Genomic DNA, 18,064 nt, shown 5'->3' with positions numbered 1-18,064 from the left:
TTCTAGTGCGCCTGGATTTTGCCAGTCGCGATGGTTTCGGTGGCGTTCAGGCACGCGCACGTGCGTGAACAGCTTTACAAGTCTACATGGTCAACGGGCAGATAGCACACTGAGCCGGGCGCGTTGCGTCTCCTGGGTCCGGTTATACGTGTGGGTTTCCCATGCCCCCTACGCGAAAAGCTTGTACCCCATCGACACAACAGCCACAAGACCGATCACCACGATGGTGCCACGCAAAACCGAGGGAGAGAGTTTGCGGCCCACTCGCCCACCGATCCAACCACCCACGGTCGAACCAGCCGCGACCATCAAAACCACGGGCCACGAAATCCTGTCCCACGCAAACACCAAGTAGCTGAGCGCGGCCACAATATTCACGACCAACGTCAACCCAACCTTGAGCGCATTCGACTGTTGCAACGAACCAAACAGCATCACGCCGAAGATCGCGAACAAAATAACGCCCTGCGCGGCAGTGAAAAACCCACCATAGACACCCGTAAGAAACACCAACACATACAGCAGCGGCGACAACTGCTGGTGGTCCGGGGTACGCAATTGCGTCGAGCCGGCGCGGGCCTTAACTGCGGCAGAAAGCCGCGGCTGAAAAATCACCAACACCAGCGCGAAAACAATGAGCGCGGGAGCAACCCAATCGAAGACATCATCCGGAACGTTCAGAAGCAACGCCGCGCCACACAACCCACCCATAAGCGATGCCGGAAGAAGACGCAGGAACGTGCGTGGAACCGTCTTGAGTTCTTCGCGGTAACCATAGGCCCCAGAGAAACCGCCGGCCACCAACCCCATCGCGTTGGAAACCACCGCGTTCACTGGGTTCATGCCCATCGACACCAGAACCGGGAACGTCACCAGCGTGCCGGAACCCACAACAGTGTTGATGGTCCCGGCCCACAAGCCAGACAAGAAAATTAAAGCGAGCTGCCAGAGCTCCCACTCACCCACAGGCGCACCAGTTTCTAGCGGGCGAACGCGCTAAAGCGACCCTGTTCAGTCCGGGTCAGCGTGACATCCATGCCGAACGTCCTCTTCAGGTTCTCTTCCGTGAGAGTCTCATCCAGCGGGCCCTTCGCCGTCACTTCGCCGTCCTTGAGCATCAGGACGTGCGTGAAACCCGGAGGGATCTCCTCAAGATGGTGCGTCACCAAGATCATCGCTGGCGCATACGGGCTCCGAGCGAACTCTGACAAGCGCGACACCAAGTCTTCACGTCCACCCAAGTCCAAGCCGTTACCCGGCTCATCCAGTAGCATCAGCTCAGGATCAGTCATGAGAGCACGAGCAATCAGAACACGTGCTTTCTCGCCACCAGACAGCGTCGCGAACCGGCGTGACATCAACGTGCCCGCGCCCCATTCCTGCAACAGCTGGAACGCGCGACGCTCGTCTTCCTTGTCATAGTGTTCGCTCCAACGACCCGTCATACCGTAGGCCGCGGACACCACAAGGTCCAGCGCCTGCTCACGCTCACGCACCATCGCAGCCACAGAGTTCGACGCCAGCCCGATCGACGGTCGCACATCTGCTACGTTGACGCGCCCCAAACGCTCGCCCAGGATGTCGACGGTGCCCGCCGAGGGGAACATCTGAGTCGCCGCGATCTTCATCAACGTCGTCTTGCCCGCACCGTTCGGACCCAGCACAACCCAGCGCTGGTCGTCCTTCACCTGCCAATTAACATCCTTCAACAGGTACTTCCGGCCACGCCACAGGCTGACATTTTCCAGGTTCAAAACGGAGCTCATGCACACCACTTTAGGACACATCGGCGTCATTCTTGCGCCATGGATGGGCAACATCCGCTCAATATTCGAAACAATGCAACTATGAGCACTCCTCGCACATCCAAGCCCACCGTGTTCCTCGTCGCTCCAACGGCCTCTGTTCCGGCCGCGCGCACGCAGGTTGCCGACCTGCTCGGGGAACTGCTGGAAGCCGAATGCCCCGCACCCCACACCGCGCCTGATCTTGCTGCCGCAACATGGACCCTAACTCACGACGACGCAGTTGCCGTTGCACGCGACCGCTTGCGTGAGTGGATTGCAACGGAAGCCAGTGCTGCCGGCGCAGAGTGTGCATGGGCCGCATGGACGAGCGCGGAACTGGCTGCGTGGAGCGCCCCCGCCGGCGCGATCGTGACCGACGTCGATTCAACGCTGATCGAACAAGAAGTCATCGAAATGCTCGCCGCGCACGTGGGGCTCGAAGACCAGGTCGCCGCCGTGACCGAACGCGCTATGCGGGGCGAGCTCGACTTCGAACAAAGCCTGCGCGAACGTGTCGCGGTACTCAAAGGACTCTCGGCAGACGTCATCGAAAATGTCGCCAGCAAAACCACCCCAACTGCCGGGGCCGAAACACTGATCGACGCCGCGCACCAGCGCGGCTGGAGAGTCTATGCAGTCTCCGGCGGATTCCAACAGATCCTCGACCCGCTCGCTGAACGGCTCGGCCTCGACGGAGCCGTAGCCAACCACCTCGAGATCAGCGACGCCGCACTCACCGGCCGCGTGACCGGGCCGGTCATCGACCGCCAAGCCAAAGCCACCCATCGCGCGCAATGGACTTCCAATAACCAGATCCCTTCATTAGGGCTCGGCGACGGCGCTAACGACATCGACCTACTAACAACAGCAACCGGAGGTCTCGGCTTGCAGCCCAAACCAGCGCTGCGGGCCGTCGCCAACGGAACCCTCTCGTTGCGTCGCCTGGATGCTGTAGCGACCCTGCTCGGATGGGATCTATAGAGAGCTAGACCACAGCTCAAACCCGCACGCCACCTCTATAAAACATATGAAAAGCCTTAGAATGTTGGGAGCGCTTCACCAGCATTCAAACAGGTGCACTTCCGCGTGCACTACAGAAGGGTATTCATGGACTCACAGCTTGGGCCGGACGAGACCGCAACACAAGAGCAGTCTTCACCTCAGCCAGCCAGCCGCCGCGCACGCAAAAACCGCGCCGCAAAGCGTAAGCGTGGCGGGCTGATCGCAACGTCCATCACCGGCGGAGTCCTCCTGCTCGCCGGCGCCGCCTACGTTGGATCCGCGTGGTACACCTCGGACAAGCTGCCCGCCAACCTGACTGTCAGCGGAGTTGACATTTCCGGTCTCTCCACTGATGAGGCCTCTGTCAAGCTCGAGAAAGAGCTCGGCAACAAACTCAACAAAGAACTGACCCTCACCGCCGGAAACGCAACCACTAAAGTCACGCCCGCAAAGGCCGGCATCGGCATCGACACCAAGGCAACCCTCGAAGAACTTTCCGGCTGGAGCTGGAACCCTCAGACCATCATCGAGCGCTTGAGCGGTTCCCAAGAAGTCTCGATCAAACAAACAATCGACGATAAGCCACTGAAAAACAAGGCCACAGAAGTCGCCGAGGCCCTCACAACCGATCCGGTCGAAGGCAAAGTCAACCTGACCGAGAGCGGCCCGGAATTCACCGAACCCGAAGACGGCCACAAAGTGAGCGAAGACCTCGCGCGCACCACCATCACCAAGAACGCCTTCGCGGCCAAGCGCTCAGTCACTGTTGATGCAAAGGTCGTCGACCCACAGGTCAGCGCCGACAAGTGGAACGAGTTCATCGACACGACCGTGGAACCGTACCTTTCCGGCCCAGTCACGGTCAAAGCTGGCGATGAAACCGCGGAACTGAGCGTCAAAGACCTCAGTAAAGCCACCATCGTGGAAGTCAAAGACTCGACCCCACAGCTCAAAACCGACGACGACTCCCTCAAATCCGCGGTCGAGTCATCCAACTCCAAGCTTCACTCGACAGCACAAAACGCAAGCCTCAAGCTCGTCGGTAGTGGAGCAAACGCGAAAGCTGAGATCGTTCCAAGCAAAACCGGAAAGGGACTGGACGCCGGAGAGCTCGGCAAGAAAGTCCGTGAAGCCGCCCAGTCGACGTCTGATCGGACCGCGACCGTGAACCTCACGACGCAAGAGCCGACCGTAACGACGGCGGACGCGAAAAAGTGGAAGATCACGAAGGTCGCTGAATTCGCGACCCCTTATCCATACGATCCGACACGCACCAAGAACCTCGTAGCAGGCTCCAAACGCATCAACGGAAGCGTGGTCGAGCCAGGTGAATCCTTCGACCTCGCCCAAAAATTCGGTCCAGTGACCGAGGCCAACGGCTACTACTCTTCCGGCGTAGTCGTCAACAGCGTGTCGACCAAGGCAGTCGGCGGCGGGCTTTCCCAGATCGCTACCATGGCCTACAACGCGGGTTACCTTGCAGGCATGGACATCGAAGCATGGAGGCCACACAACCGCTGGTTCGACCGTTACCCAGCCGGCCGCGAGTCCACGTACTGGGAAGGTTCGATCAACGTCAAGTGGAAGAACAACACCAAGGCACCCGTCGTGGTCGCGATGTGGCTCGCCGATAACAAGGTTCACACCGCCGTGTACGGCCACAAGACGTGGGACGTCAAGACCTCAACCAGCGACTTCTACAACTACACGACCGGGCCAACCATCACGTCAAACGATCCGCACTGCATCCCAGAATCCGGTGGCAAACGCGGTTTCACGGTTGATGTGAGCCGCACCCGGACCAACGTTGAAACCGGCGAAGTGCTCAAAGACTCCCAGACCACCCGCTACGACGGCTGGCCGAAAGTCACCTGCAAAGGCTAGCCGCGGCTAGCACTGCTGAACGAACAAGCGCTGACAAGCGAAGGGGACCACATCATGTGATGTGGTCCCCTTCGCATATCTGACGTAGATGTGCCCGTTACAGAGTGAACCCCTCGTCGAGGAAGCCCTTAGCGCCGCCCACGTATTCCGTGTGCATGTGTTCGACGTCGTCCATCGCCATGCGGGCGACCTCTTGCGCGAATTCTGCGACCGAGTACAAGCGACCCGCTTCCTCGCGGCGAGCCTCGATTGCGCCTGGCTCGACGCGGTCCAACAGCGTTGCGGTGATGGTGCCTTCGATCATGTCACCCGAAACCACGACGAACGTGATGTCGGCTGCGGCGAACTCGTGTTCCCGCTCGCGCAAGGCTGTCTCACCGGCACGCTTCGACTTCGCAACCATCTCGTATGCAGGCAGCGTCGGATGGGTCTCGATGAAGTGCGCCTGATTGCTCGTCACGAACACAACGCGACCGCCCGGGCGGATCGCAGGGAACGCGGCATCCAGCATGCCGACCTGAGCATCACGGTTCAGACGCATCGCATAGTCTTCCCCGCGGTCAGTCTCCATACCGCCCGATGCATTGAGAACCAGGATGTCGAGGTGGCCGAAGTTATCTACCGCTGCCTTGACTAGAGCCTCGCGGTCCTCCGCGACAGTCAAGTCAGCTTTGACGGCGACTGCGCGACCGCCAGCTTCCTCAATCGCCTTAACAACTTTGTTCGCGCGAGGAGCCTTATCGCGGTAGTTCACCACAACAGCAGCGCCTTCAGCTGCAAGGAGCTTTGCGGTATCGGCACCGATCCCACGGCTAGAACCAGTGACAATCGCTACCTTGCCTTCAAGCTTGGACATGCAAACCTACTTTCACTCAAAACTTCTACAAACAGATCAACAACAACGTGAGCCTAGTGGCCCATGCCCAGACCGCCGTCGACAGGGATCACGGCACCCGAGACGTAACCGGCGTCCTCGGAAGCCAGCCACACAGCAACCTTCGCAACCTCTTCAGGGGATGCGAAACGGCCAGCAGGAATCTGCTGTTTGTACTGCTTCTTGAGGTCCTCATCGAGGGCATCGGTCATGTCCGTCTCAATGAATCCCGGAGCAATCACGTTCGCGGTGATGCCGCGGCCACCCAACTCGCGGGTCACAGACCGAGCGATACCCACGAGCCCCGCCTTCGACGCAGAGTAGTTGACCTGGCCCGCGCCACCCAGCAAACCAACAACCGAAGAAATGAGGATCACGCGGCCGAAACGAGCCTTAACCATGCCCTTCGTAGCGCGCTGAACAACACGGAACGCGCCGGTGAGGTTCGTATCAACCACATCGGTGAAGTCCGACTCACTCATGCGCATCAACAGCGTGTCACGAGTAATACCAGCGTTCGCGACTACCACGGTGATCGGGCCGAGCTTCTCCTCAACCTCCGCCATCGCGGCATCAACGCTCGCGCTATCAGTCACATCGGCCTTGACTGAAAGGATTCCGTCCACCGGAGCGGGCGTCGACCGCGTCGTCACCGCAACCTGGTAGCCGGCCTCAAGGAACTGCTCGGCAATCGCCAAACCGATCCCCCTGTTACCACCGGTCACCAAAACAGTGCGTGCAGGCGTTTCAGTGGTTTTCGCGGTCGCGGCGCTCGCGCTCATGTATCTCCTCGAGCAATCCAGGGCACGCAACAGTAAGCCGCGTGCTTAAGCCAAATTGATGTACAGGCCCAGTCTACCGAGTGTGACGCAACCTACCGCGAGTCAACAACACGCCTGAAGCCGCATCGAACGAGTGGCAGTCCATAATAGAAAAGATGGCTAAAAATGATGCAACCGCCCCAGCGGAATATTCGATCACCGACGCGCAAGAGGCAGCGTCGCTTGAGGCACGCCATCGCCACCGCATGTATGCGATCAAAATGACGTTGCGCGTGATCTGCTTTCCGCTCGGCGGCATCCTCGCCTACTACGTGAACATATGGCTCGGGCTCGGACTTCTGGTCTTCGCGACCATCATTCCTTGGTTCGCCGTCGTGAGCGCCAACGCAATCCAGCCGTCAAGCACCGTTGACCCTACCTGGGCCGATAAACAAGCGCCCACAGAATTGCCCACGTCCTTCGCTGATGCGAGCGGCGACAACGCATCTGAGCAAGTCATCCAGATTCACAGCGAACAGCACCAGCGCGCACAATCTAGCGGTAGAGACAGCGCCGACGAGTCCAACGCCACACAGTCCAGCAGCACAGAGTCCAGCAACGAAGGGCGGGCTTAACGATGGACGTGCTCGGAATGCTTTCCAACGGCCAGGCCGACGATGCCTCAGGTGCGGGCCGCTCGGACGCTGCGTTGAAGTGTTCACGCAAGGGATGTAAGGGCGACGCCCGGCATGTCCTGGAATGGAACAACCCTAAAGTTCATGCCCCTGAGCGCCGCAAGCAGTGGCTCGCGTGCGATGAACATCTCGACTACCTCAGCGCGTTCCTCGGTGCCCGCATGTTCCTCAAGAACGTCGCTCCTCTAACAGACATCACCAAGCCAACAGATCAGCCAGCTGATGAGCCCGCTGACCAGCCAGCAGAGCATAGGGAGGAGTCCTAGGTGTATAAGTTCTTAGCCTCCACCCGCTGGATCGGCTGGCTTCTGATGGTCATGTTTTTCGCCGCGATTTGCGCGGGCTTGAGCTGGTGGCAGTGGGATCGGCGAGCCGAGGTCGCCCAAACGAACCGGCTCATCGAACAGAACTGGAACGCTACCCCGGTAGAACTCAAGCCGGATAGCCCGTGGCTTGATTCCCTTCCCGAAGACAAGCAGTACACCCCGGTTAAGCTGACCGGTCGTTATGTTTCGGACCAGCAGCTGTTGGTTCGTATGCGTTCCGGTAACGGTCGTGTGGGCATGGAACAGCTCGTTCCTTTCGAAACCAACGACGGCATAGTCATCGCCGTGGACCGCGGCTGGCTCCTCAACGGCGACGGCCCGGATCAGCGCCCCGAGAACGTTCCCTCTCCCCCGGAGGGCAAAGCCTCCATCGTGGTCCGTTTGGTGCGTGGAGAGCCGGACATTGGACGCGACGCACCCGAGGGACAGATCTCGTCCGTGGACCTGGTGGGGGCGGCGAAAATGACCGGACTGGATATAGCGCCTGGCGCGTACGGATGGTTGGCCTCCGAGGACCCACAGGTTGAGACCCCTGCGCTACTCCAGGAGCCTTCTGAAGATGAAGGCATGCACTGGTCCTATGCGTTGCAGTGGATGGCTTTCGGTCTGTTGTTCTTCATCGGTTTCGGTTACGCGGCGCGGCAGCAAGCCAAGATCAACGCCGAACGTAAAGAAGCGCAGGCCCGTGTTGCCGATGGTGCAGACGGCGATGGCGCAGGCGGATCAGAGCCGATGTTCCAGGCGCGCCGGGTGACTCAGCAGAAGCGTCGCCGTCCACGCCGCGATGGCTCCGCTCACGATGAGGACGTCGAAGACGCTTACCTCGATGCGCAGGGTTACGAGGATGAGACGCCTCTGGCCGAGCCCCAGCGTGAAGACCACACGTGGATGTCGGGTAAGACCTAGCTCTCAAGCAAATCCTAACCGAGGCTTGGCCGCCGCTATGCGAGCGATACGAGCTCGAGGTAGTCGTCGTTGAAGAGGTCCTCGGTGCCGTCCGGCAAAAGCAAGACCCTTTCCGGGTTGAGGGCCGCGACTGCGCCCTCGTCGTGAGACACCAGAATGACCGCGCCTTCGTACGTGGCCAAGGCCCCAAGAATCTGCTCGCGCGACGCGGGGTCAAGGTTGTTGGTCGGCTCGTCCAAAAGCAAAACATTTGCGTGTGAGGCGACGATCATCGCCAAGGCTAGGCGGGTTTTCTCGCCACCTGAGAGTACGCGAGCAGGTTTGTCCACGTCGTCACCGGAGAACAAGAACGAACCAAGAATCGAGCGGACTTGTGCATCCCCGAGGTGGCTCGGTGCGGTGCGGCGCATATTCTCAAGAACGGTCTTGTCGCCGTCGATCGTGTCGTGTTCCTGCGCGAAATAGCCGATCTTGCAACCATGGCCGTATACGACCTGTCCCGAGTTCGGTTCGTCAACACCCGCTAGCAGACGCAGCAGCGTCGTCTTACCGGCACCGTTGAGCCCCAGAACGACCACCCGGGAACCACGGTCCACTGCAAGATCCAAGCCCGTGAAGATCTCAAGCGAACCATAGGATCGGCTCAAACCCTCCGCAGAGATCGGAACCTTGCCGCACGGTGCCGGATCAGGGAATCGCAGGGCCGCAACTTTGTCGGCTTGCCGCTCAGGCTCGATCCCCCGCAGCATGCGCTCAGCACGTTTGATCATGGACTGCGCGGCGACAGCCTTGGTCGCTTTCGCACGCATCTTGTCAGCCTGAGCCAAAAGTGCTGAGGCCTTCTTCTGAACGTTAGCGGCTTCACGCCGGCGGGCACGTTCATCGGTTTCCCGCTGCTCGAGGTACTTCTTCCACCCGAGGTTGTACTGGTCGATCGTCGCGCGGTTCGCGTCCAGGTGGAACACCTTATTCACGACAGCCTCCAGAAGGTCGGTGTCGTGGGAGATGATCACGAAGCCGCCTTCGTAGGCCTGCAGGAACTCACGGAGCCATACGATCGAATCCGCATCCAAGTGGTTAGTCGGCTCATCCAGGAGCAACGTGTCGGCTTGCGAATACAGGATGCGCGCTAGCTCAACGCGACGGCGCTGACCACCCGAAAGGGTTCCAATCGGTTGCGCCAAAACTCGTTCTGGAAGGTCGAGGTTGTTACAGATCGTCGCGGCTTCCGATTCAGCTGCGTAGCCGCCGGCAGCGAGGAACTGAGCTTCGAGGCGGTCGTAACGGCGCATCGCTTTCTGAGCCACAGCCGGGTCATCGCTAGCCATCTGCGTCTGGGATTCTTTCAGCTGCGTGATGACGTTATCGAGCCCACGTGCCGAAAGGATGCGGTCGCGCGCGAGCTGCTCCATGTCGGGAAGGTGGGTGTCCTGCGGAAGATACCCGATCTCGCCGCGACGTTCGATCGTGCCATCGCTCGGCAGAGCCTGCCCTGCCAGAACCTTCGTCAACGTCGTTTTGCCTGCACCGTTACGGCCCACCAGGCCGATCTTGTCACCGCGATCAACCCTGAACGAAACCTCGTCCATGAGCAGACGCGCACCAACGCGCAGCCCAACATTGTCCACGGAAATCAAGAAAACCCCCACAAGGCAGAAAACGAACTTTCCTAGTCTACCCGCGCATTCGATGCGAAACGCCTCTTAACGCCCGGCCGATTAATAGAGTGTGGGGTTGAGTACCTGTAAGTACTCAACCCCACACGGTTTAGCTCAAGTGTGAGCCGTCAAGGATCGGATCGCTTAGATATTGAATCCGAGCGCACGCATCTGGTCGCGGCCGTCTTCAGTGATCCGTTCAGGACCCCACGGTGGCATCCAGACCCAGTTGACGCGGTATTCGTCAACCATCGTGCCAATGGCGGACTGAATCTGATCCTCAATCACGTCGGACAGCGGGCAGGCCGCCGTTGTCAGCGTCATATCGATCACGAGGGCGCCTTCGTCGTCGTAGGCCATGCCGTACAGCAAGCCCAGGTCAACGACGTTGACTCCGAGCTCCGGGTCGATGACCTCGTGCAGCGCCTCGGTGACGTCCTCGACAGGAGTCAGGTTGCTTGCAGTCTCAGCCATAGTGGATCACGCCTTGGCGAGGTACTTGTCGTACCCCTCTTCTTCAAGCTTCTCTGCGAGCTCTGGGCCGCCCTCGTCAACCATGTGGCCGTCGACGAACACGTGCACAAAGTCAGGCTTGATGTAGTTCAGGATGCGGGTGTAGTGCGTAATCAGCATGACGCCCATGTTGTTGTTCTCCTGAACGCGGTTCACGCCTTCGGAGACGATGCGCAGTGCGTCAACGTCGAGGCCCGAGTCGGTCTCGTCGAGGATCGCGTACTTCGGCTTGAAGAGCTCCATCTGAATGATTTCAGCGCGCTTCTTCTCACCGCCGGAGAAGCCTTCGTTGATGTTGCGGTTCGCGAACTCTGGGTCCATCTTGAGCGCCTCGAAAGCACCTTTGACGTCCTTAGCCCACGTGCGCAGCTGAGGAGCCTCGCCGTCGAGCGCGGTCTTTGCGGTACGCAGGAAGTTCGTCATCGTGACGCCCGGTACCTCAACTGGATACTGCATCGCAAGGAACAGGCCAGCCTTAGCGCGCTCGTCAACCTCCATCTCCAGGACGTCTTCGCCGTCGAGGGTGATGGAGCCGCCGGTCACGATGTAGGACGGGTGGCCAGCGATCGTCGCTGCGAGCGTGGACTTACCGGAGCCGTTCGGGCCCATGATCGCGTGGGTCTCGCCTGGCTTGATGGTCAGGTTAACGCCCTTGAGGATTTCCTTGAAACCCTGATCGGTCTCGATGCCGACCTTCAGGTCTTTGATTTCAAGAGTAGTCATGAAAAGTCGTTTCTCCTTGTGAGAAGTGAAGGTCAGTTATCGTTGACGGCCAGCTCGGCCTCGATGGTCTCGTTGAGGGAATCCTCAATCTCTGGAACATCGATCTTCTGGATGATTTCGTTCAGGAAGCCACGGACCACCAGGCGGCGTGCCGTCTTCTCGTCGATGCCGCGGGCCATGAGGTAGAACAGGTGCTCGTCGTCGAAGCGACCCGTCGTAGCTGCGTGGCCTGCGCCTTCGATGACACCGGTCTCGATCTCGAGGTTCGGTACCGAGTCTGCGCGTGCGCCTTCCGAAAGCACGAGGTTTCGGTTGGCTTCGTAGGTCGTGGTGCCTTCACCAGCAACCGGAATGAGGACGTCGCCAACCCATACGGAGTGTGCACCGTCGCCCTGCAGCGCGCCCTTGTAGAGGGCGTCGGAGGTGCAGTTCGCGGATGCGTGGTTGATGAACAGGCGGTGTTCCTGGTGCTGGCCGGCGTCGGTGAAGTACAAGCCGTAGACGTAGGCTTCGCCGCGTTCGCCGTCGAAACGTACCGACGGGGTCAGGCGGACGAGGTCGCCACCGAAGGTCACGACAACGTGCTTGAGCTTCGCTTCAGCGCCGATGCGTGCCTGCATGTTGGCGGCGTGAACGGCGTCGTCTTCCCAGTTCTGCAGCGACACGATGGTCAGCTCAGCGCCGTCCTTGATGTCGTATTCGATGTGCTGGGTCAGAACAGCCGAGCCGATGTGGTCGAACACGACGGTTGCTTTGGCTCCTGGCTCTGCCACGACGGTGATGTGCTGGCCGGCTGGATCACTGTGCTCACCGCGCAGGGTCAGCTTGGTGACGAGGCCGTCGGTTTCCGCCGGAACTGTCACGAGCTCAACCTGCTGAGCGGCTGCGTATGCGTTCGCCGAGAGGCGGTCTTCTGGTTCCATGAAGGAAACAGCCGCGTGGTCCTGTGCAACCTGCTCGATGCGGACCTCGCCTGTACCTGCGAGTACTTCTTGACTCAGGCCTGGAGCGGCGCCGGCGAGTTCATCCTTGTGGAGGCCCTTGAGTCGGCGCAGTGGCGTGAAGCGGAAATCCTCTTCACGGCCGGTCAGCTCCGGAAAGTCCTCAACGTTGAAGCTCGTGGCACGGCCTGCACGCGAGGTGTCGTTAGCGCTCACCTGGCCGGCCTGTGCCCCGCCGTGCGAATGGCTCTTCACGGCGTCGCCGCCGATAGGGCTACCGCCCTGAGCCTGATCAGCGTTCATCGGGGAAAGGTCTTCGCCTTCCTCCGTGAAGCCCGCGATCAGTGGTGCGCCCATAGGACGCTGTGTGGAAGTCGTCTCAGACATATCAGCCAACAGATCCTTCCATCTGAAGTTCGATTAGACGGTTGAGTTCAAGCGCGTACTCCATCGGGAGCTCACGCGAGATCGGCTCGACGAAGCCGCGGACGATGAGCGCCATGGCCTCGTCCTCCGGGATGCCGCGCGCCATGAGGTAGAACAGCTGGTCTTCGGAAACCTTCGAAACGGTTGCTTCGTGACCCATCTGCACATCGTCCTCGCGGATGTCGATGTACGGATAGGTATCCGAACGCGAGATCGTGTCGACCAGTAGCGCATCACATTCGGTGTTGTTCTTGACACCGTGCGCACCTTCGCGAACCTGGACCAGGCCGCGGTAGCCGGAACGGCCACCGTTACGCGCAATCGACTTAGCGACGATCGAGGACGACGTGTTCGGTGCGATGTGAACCATCTTCGAACCGGTGTCCTGGTGCTGGCCTGCGCCTGCGAACGCGATCGACAGGGTCTCGCCGCGTGCGTGCTCACCGGTCAAGTACACAGCTGGGTACTTCATGGTGATCTTGGAACCGATGTTGCCATCGACCCATTCCATGACAGCGCCTTCTTCGCATACAGCGCGCTTGGTCACGAGGTTATACACGTTGTTCGACCAGTTCTGGACGGTCGTGTAACGGACGCGTGCGCCCTTCTTCGCGATGATCTCAACCACAGCGGAGTGCAGGGAATCCGACTTGTAGATCGGAGCCGTGCAGCCTTCGATGTAGTGAACGTAGGAATCCTCGTCAGCGATGATCAAGGTGCGTTCGAACTGGCCCATGTTTTCCGTGTTGATGCGGAAGTAGGCCTGCAGAGGGATCTCGACGTGGACGCCCTTCGGAACGTATACGAAGGAACCACCGGACCATACTGCGGTGTTGAGGGCCGCGAACTTGTTGTCACCGGCTGGGATCACAGTGCCGAAGTACTCTTCGAAGAACTCCGGGTGCTCCTTCAGAGCGGTGTCGGTGTCGAGGAAGATGACACCCTGCTCTTCAAGATCCTCACGGATCTGGTGGTACACAACCTCGGACTCGTACTGCGCGGCAACACCTGCGACGAGGCGGTTGCGTTCCGCCTCAGGAATGCCGAGCTTCTCGTACGTGTTGCGGATATCTTCCGGAAGGTCTTCCCAGGTCTGTGCCTGGCCTTCGGAAGCACGGACGAAGTACTTGATGTTGTCGAAGTCGATGCCGGAGAGGTCTGGACCCCAGGTTGGCATTGGCTTACGTTCAAAGTACTTCAGTGCGCGCAGACGCCTGTTAAGCATCCATTCGGGTTCGTCCTTCTTCGCCGAGATGGAACGAACGCGATCCGCGTCGAGACCACGTTCCGCGTCCTGTCCGGCGGCGTCGGAGTCAGCCCAACCGTATTCGTAGTTACCAATACCCTCGAGTTCCGGGTTCGCCTCGAGGATTTCGGCGATTACACCTGGATCCTTTGCGCTAGGCGCCTGTTGATCCGTCATCGCGTCCTCTTCTCTGCTGGCACACGCCAGCGTCGGGTCACTGATGTTTGCACCCATGCGACTCGTGCATTCGCATGGGATGTTGACTCACGTGAGTTCTCTACTGCCCTGTAACGGTGGCATTGCCTGATTTATTCCAGGCCGCCGACCTCACGACAGAATTACAGTACTTAACTGTTGCGTTATCCGATATTGGCGTCAACTAAGCCGAACCTCAGTTCGCAGCCGGCACAAAGGACTTACCCGTTCTTCTCATCAGCTTTCACTTGTCAGCCGATGGTCGGCGCGGCCCAGCGATGCGCGTGACCTTCTCACGCGTCCCCTTAGCCTTCTCCTTGAGAGTCAACGCTCCACGATCAAGCGGCACGTGCGTCGTACACACATGGCCACCTGCCGCCATCGTTGACAATCTGCGCACATCCACGCCCAAAACCCGCTGAAACATCTCGGTTTCGGCATCGCAGATCGCGGGAACAGCCGCGGCGATATCAACTAACGGACAGTGTGCCTGACAGATCTGTTTAGCACTTATCGATGTCCGGCCAGCCGTAATCGAAACATCGCGAGTAAAGCCCATATAGCCGTCGGCCGCGAGAGCCTGAGCCAGCGCCTCAATGCGTTCCGCGCCCTTCTCGGAGCCCTCAAGCATCGCGGTATAGCGGGCCTCCTGCTCTGCAGCGAGGTCACGCGCAAAATCTTCAACCGCACGTTCCCCACCCAAGGCATACAAACGTTCAATAGCCTTGACCGCAACATCCGCATTGCGGGAACCCCACTGAGACTGCCCCTGCGGATTCACCACATAATGACGCGCAGGCCGGCCTGCGCGCGAAGGCTTACGGCCCATGTCCTTGACTTCGATGAGGCCTTCTTCTTCAAGCTTGTCGAGGTGACGGCGGATCGCGGCAGCAGTGTGCCCGAGCTCCTTACCGAGCTTGGCCGCCGTGATCGGGCCGTTCACCATCACGCTGTGCAGTACACGATCACGCGTTGATTCTTCAGGCCCCAGCTGCGGCTCGTGCTCAGCGGCACTTTCTCGCTGGATGCGATCAACACCATCTTCGAAGGACTCTTCAGACATGAACGGATGCCGCCTTTCCTCGGGTGATCATCTCCTCGAGTCATCTTCTCCTCGAGTCGCTTTCTCCAGGAGCGTTAGAGCTCGACTGGAAAATCTCACGTATCCACCATCGTAACCAGTCAACCCGCTGACCAGAGTGAGTGAAGCGCACGAGTGGCTCGATACGATATCAACGTGGCCCAAAACAATTCACCCCAAGTTTCCGCGCCCGAAACACGGACCGCGGACATCGCCCTCGAGGTTTCGGGGCTTGCGAAAACTTTCGGTTCGAAAACCCGCCCCATCAAGGCGGTTCAAGGCGTGTCCTTCACCGCAGCTCGTGGGCAGGTAACTACCCTGCTCGGAACGAACGGTGCAGGTAAGTCCACCACCCTCGCATGTTGCCAGGGCCTGCAAAAACCTGACGCCGGAAAGATTTCTTTGCTGGGTCAGAACCCGTGGGGCGCGTCAGCTACATTGCGCTCCCGGGTAGGTGTCATGTTGCAAGACGGTGGACTACCGCCAGCTCAAACCCCATTGCGTCTGCTCAAACATGTTGCCGGCCTGTTCCAGAATCCACGTCCCTTGCCCGAACTCATGGAACAGCTCAACATCGCGCACCTCGCGCGCCGCTCCATCCGGCGCCTCTCCGGGGGCGAGAAACAGCGCGTTTCACTCGCGATGGCGATGCTCGGAAGGCCCGAAGTACTCTTCCTCGATGAGCCTAGCGCGGGGCTTGACCCGCAATCGCGTCTGCTTGTCTTCGACATCATCAAAGAACTCACGAGCGATGGCGCGGCGGTTATCCTCACGACCCACTTGCTCGAAGAGGCCGAACGACTCTCCGATTACATCCTCATCATGGACCGGGGACGCGTCGTAAAGCAGTCGAGTGTCTCTGACCTCTTGGACGCCGATGCAACGGCGAGCCTCACGCTCACCTTCCCCGAGGCCGTTGACCTCACACGCGTTTTCGATCAAGCCGGTGTTCCTCTCACCGCAACCAACGCACGACCAGGCACGTGGATTATCGACGATGTGACGAATCCCCAGCAGCTACGCGAACTCGCGTCCGCACTCGAAAAGGCCGACCTCATGCCCGCGAGCATGCACCTTGGACGGCGTAGCCTCGAAGACGTTTTCCTTGAAGTCGCATCACAAACCACTGAAGGCGAGGACTGACATGAGCACAACTGCAAGCCTTCCGGCCCCCGCGCTCACCCGGGTCCTGCGCCATGCCGGCTATGAAACCCGAATCATCGTGACCAACGCGGAGCAGCTTCTGGTCTCCCTCATCCTGCCGTTGCTCGCGCTCGGGGCTCTGACCACAACATCGGTGCTCGACGGCATCGCGGATACCCGCATCAACGCAGCGACCCCGGGCGTGCTCGCCCTCGCACTCGTGAGCGTGGGCTTCACTGGCCAAGCGATCCAAACCGGCTTCGACCGCCAGTACGGCGTATTGCGAGCTCTAGCTACGACTCCCCTGGGTAAGTCAGGGCTGATCCTCGGCAAGATCACAGCCGTAGCCCTCGTCGCGTTGCTCCACGTGACCGTGCTCAGCATCGTCGCCACGTTCCTCGGATGGAAGCCCCAAGCGACCTCCGGTTGGGCTGTGCTCATCGGGGTCCTCGGCGTCATCACATTCACCGCTCTGGGCCTGCTGATCGCCGGAACCGTGCGAGCACAAGCAACGCTCGCCATCACCAACATCGGTCTCGTTCTGATCGCTGCAATCGGCGGCGTCCTCATGCCTCTGACCCGACTGCACGATGCGCTCGCAGGTTTCGTACAGCTTCTACCTTCCGCGGCGCTGGGCGAAGGGATGCGGGACGCCCTCGCACACGGCCACATCAACATCCAAGCCACGATCGTGCTCGCCGTGTGGGCCGTGATCCTCGTCGCGGCCGCAATACGCCACTTTAGATGGGACAATTGAGGGTGCGGCATTGCACATCTCGATGAGGGGCGTGCCCCATTCGACCCCACAACCGAACCTCACACCAAGCCCCGGAAAGGAACCGTCATGACAGCGACCACCTCGTCGCCAACTCAGCCAACTGGCGCACAAGCCAGCGGCTACCAGCCGGTGACGAAAACCGCTCACGGTCTAGCAATCGCTTCCTTGATCTCGCAGATCGGGATCATCGTGACGGGTGGTGCCGTCCGGTTGACCAAGTCCGGCCTCGGTTGCTCCGAGTGGCCCAGGTGTACGCCCGAAACCATGACCCCTACCCCGGAAATGGGCATCCATGGCCTCATCGAATTCGGTAACCGCACCCTGACCTTCGTGCTTGCGGCGATCGCAGTCGCGATGATCGTTGCCGCATGGCGCTCCCGCAAGGCTCACACGAACATCTTCGTTTTGTCCTGGGCGCTTCTGGGCATCATCCCGGCACAAGCCGTCATCGGTGGCATCACGGTTCTCACCAAGCTCAACCCCTGGGTTGTGTCGTTCCACTTCCTTGCGTCCGCAGCGTGCGTCGCACTCGCAGTTCTGCTCGTCAACCGCACCGGCCGCGCCTACCGCAACCCAGACATCGAAAGCTCCGTGGCCCTCAAGGAAAACGTGCCGTTCACTCCGCTGCCAGTGTTTGGCCCGCTGCGTGTGATCGCAGCGACTGCGTGGGCTCTAGCCGCTTGGGTTATCGTGATGGGAACCACCGTCACTGGCACCGGCCCGCACGCAGGTGACGAAAGCGCGCCACGACACACGTTCAACCCCCTCATCGTGACCCGCATGCACACTGTGCCGGTCTACGTGCTCACGCTTCTGATCATCGTTGGCCTGGTCATTGTGATGCGCCGCAACATCGCGAGCCTCAAGAACGCCTACCTTATGGCGATCGGCGTGATCCTCATCCAGGCAGGAGTCGGCTACTGGCAGCACTTCTCAGGCCTACCGATCGGCCTGGTTCTGGCACACATGCTCGGCTCCGCCCTGCTGATCTCCGCGGTGACCAACGTGTGGGACCGCACCGTCAACTAGGTGGCACCAGCCGCACGGCAACAGAGCCATGCGGAACCCAGCCAAACGTTAACCCAACTAAACAACAGAGCCGCGCTTCACTCAGCGAGTGAAGCG

Annotated in this window: 18 protein-coding genes; 8 read left to right on the top strand and 10 right to left on the bottom strand. The window is 59.9% G+C overall.

What is annotated here, in order from left to right; genetic code table 11:
- Positions 1–168 precede the first annotated feature (168 nt).
- Entirely contained in the window at positions 169–966 is a 798-nt protein-coding gene (locus JOD50_RS08375) for a TSUP family transporter (protein ID WP_204881160.1), read from the bottom strand.
- Between the two features lie 14 nt (positions 967–980).
- Entirely contained in the window at positions 981–1,766 is a 786-nt protein-coding gene (locus JOD50_RS08370; RefSeq protein WP_204881159.1) for an ABC transporter ATP-binding protein, read from the bottom strand.
- An 81-nt stretch (positions 1,767–1,847) separates the two neighbouring features.
- On the opposite strand from JOD50_RS08370, the gene serB reads away from it, so the two are divergent.
- Positions 1,848–2,768, top strand: coding sequence for a phosphoserine phosphatase SerB (gene serB / locus JOD50_RS08365; RefSeq protein WP_204881158.1), 921 nt, complete (start codon positions 1,848–1,850; stop codon positions 2,766–2,768).
- 126 nt (positions 2,769–2,894) lie between these two features.
- Entirely contained in the window at positions 2,895–4,673 is a 1,779-nt protein-coding gene (locus tag JOD50_RS08360; protein WP_204881157.1) for a VanW family protein, read from the top strand.
- Between the two features lie 97 nt (positions 4,674–4,770).
- On the opposite strand, the gene JOD50_RS08355 is transcribed toward JOD50_RS08360, so the two are convergent.
- Positions 4,771–5,529, bottom strand: coding sequence for an SDR family oxidoreductase (locus JOD50_RS08355; protein WP_204881156.1), 759 nt, complete (start codon positions 5,527–5,529; stop codon positions 4,771–4,773).
- A gap of 53 nt (positions 5,530–5,582) precedes the next feature.
- On the bottom strand, positions 5,583–6,329 hold the full coding sequence (locus tag JOD50_RS08350; protein ID WP_204881155.1) for a beta-ketoacyl-ACP reductase: 747 nt from the start codon (positions 6,327–6,329) through the stop codon (positions 5,583–5,585).
- Between the two features lie 155 nt (positions 6,330–6,484).
- On the opposite strand from JOD50_RS08350, the gene JOD50_RS08345 reads away from it, so the two are divergent.
- From JOD50_RS08345 to JOD50_RS08335, 3 genes are read left to right on the top strand one after another with little or no spacing between them, the layout of a single operon-like run.
- On the top strand, positions 6,485–6,943 hold the full coding sequence (locus JOD50_RS08345; RefSeq protein ID WP_204881154.1) for a DUF3099 domain-containing protein: 459 nt from the start codon (positions 6,485–6,487) through the stop codon (positions 6,941–6,943).
- Positions 6,944–6,945: 2 nt separating this feature from the next.
- On the top strand, positions 6,946–7,269 hold the full coding sequence (locus JOD50_RS08340) for a hypothetical protein (RefSeq protein ID WP_338052078.1): 324 nt from the start codon (positions 6,946–6,948) through the stop codon (positions 7,267–7,269).
- On the top strand, positions 7,270–8,235 hold the full coding sequence (locus JOD50_RS08335; RefSeq protein WP_204881153.1) for an SURF1 family cytochrome oxidase biogenesis protein: 966 nt from the start codon (positions 7,270–7,272) through the stop codon (positions 8,233–8,235).
- A 35-nt stretch (positions 8,236–8,270) separates the two neighbouring features.
- Here the strand turns inward: JOD50_RS08335 and JOD50_RS08330 are convergent, their stop codons facing one another.
- The 6 genes from JOD50_RS08330 to JOD50_RS08305 all read right to left on the bottom strand — a co-directional run bounded on the left by JOD50_RS08330 (position 8,271) and on the right by JOD50_RS08305 (position 15,000).
- A complete protein-coding gene (locus tag JOD50_RS08330) occupies positions 8,271–9,872 on the bottom strand; it encodes an ABC-F family ATP-binding cassette domain-containing protein (RefSeq protein ID WP_204881152.1) in 1,602 nt (533 codons plus the stop codon).
- A gap of 165 nt (positions 9,873–10,037) precedes the next feature.
- Entirely contained in the window at positions 10,038–10,367 is a 330-nt protein-coding gene (locus JOD50_RS08325) for a metal-sulfur cluster assembly factor (RefSeq protein WP_204881151.1), read from the bottom strand.
- 6 nt (positions 10,368–10,373) lie between these two features.
- Positions 10,374–11,129, bottom strand: coding sequence for a Fe-S cluster assembly ATPase SufC (sufC, locus tag JOD50_RS08320; protein ID WP_109302908.1), 756 nt, complete (start codon positions 11,127–11,129; stop codon positions 10,374–10,376).
- 32 nt (positions 11,130–11,161) lie between these two features.
- Positions 11,162–12,457, bottom strand: a complete 1,296-nt coding sequence (gene sufD / locus JOD50_RS08315; RefSeq protein WP_204881150.1) for a Fe-S cluster assembly protein SufD — start codon at positions 12,455–12,457, stop codon at positions 11,162–11,164.
- Between the two features lies 1 nt (position 12,458).
- Positions 12,459–13,919 carry a Fe-S cluster assembly protein SufB gene (sufB, locus tag JOD50_RS08310; protein ID WP_204881149.1) on the bottom strand — a complete coding sequence of 487 codons (1,461 nt, stop codon included), beginning with the start codon at positions 13,917–13,919 and terminating at the stop codon, positions 12,459–12,461.
- Between the two features lie 262 nt (positions 13,920–14,181).
- Positions 14,182–15,000: a helix-turn-helix transcriptional regulator gene (locus tag JOD50_RS08305; protein WP_204881148.1), complete on the bottom strand. Its 819-nt coding sequence runs from the start codon at positions 14,998–15,000 to the stop codon at positions 14,182–14,184.
- 174 nt (positions 15,001–15,174) lie between these two features.
- On the opposite strand from JOD50_RS08305, the gene JOD50_RS08300 reads away from it, so the two are divergent.
- From JOD50_RS08300 to JOD50_RS08290, 3 genes are all read left to right on the top strand, one after another.
- On the top strand, positions 15,175–16,161 hold the full coding sequence (locus tag JOD50_RS08300; RefSeq protein ID WP_338052077.1) for an ABC transporter ATP-binding protein: 987 nt from the start codon (positions 15,175–15,177) through the stop codon (positions 16,159–16,161).
- Position 16,162: 1 nt separating this feature from the next.
- The gene (locus tag JOD50_RS08295; RefSeq protein ID WP_204881147.1) at positions 16,163–16,918 is read left to right on the top strand and encodes an ABC transporter permease; all 756 of its coding nucleotides are present in this window, start codon (positions 16,163–16,165) and stop codon (positions 16,916–16,918) included.
- An 87-nt stretch (positions 16,919–17,005) separates the two neighbouring features.
- Entirely contained in the window at positions 17,006–17,968 is a 963-nt protein-coding gene (locus JOD50_RS08290) for a COX15/CtaA family protein (RefSeq protein ID WP_204881146.1), read from the top strand.
- Positions 17,969–18,064: the final 96 nt, after the last annotated feature.

The organism is Pseudoglutamicibacter cumminsii (genome assembly GCF_016907775.1).
Taxonomy (GTDB): domain Bacteria; phylum Actinomycetota; class Actinomycetes; order Actinomycetales; family Micrococcaceae; genus Pseudoglutamicibacter; species Pseudoglutamicibacter cumminsii.
This window is presented reverse-complemented; position numbering and strand designations above follow the sequence as displayed.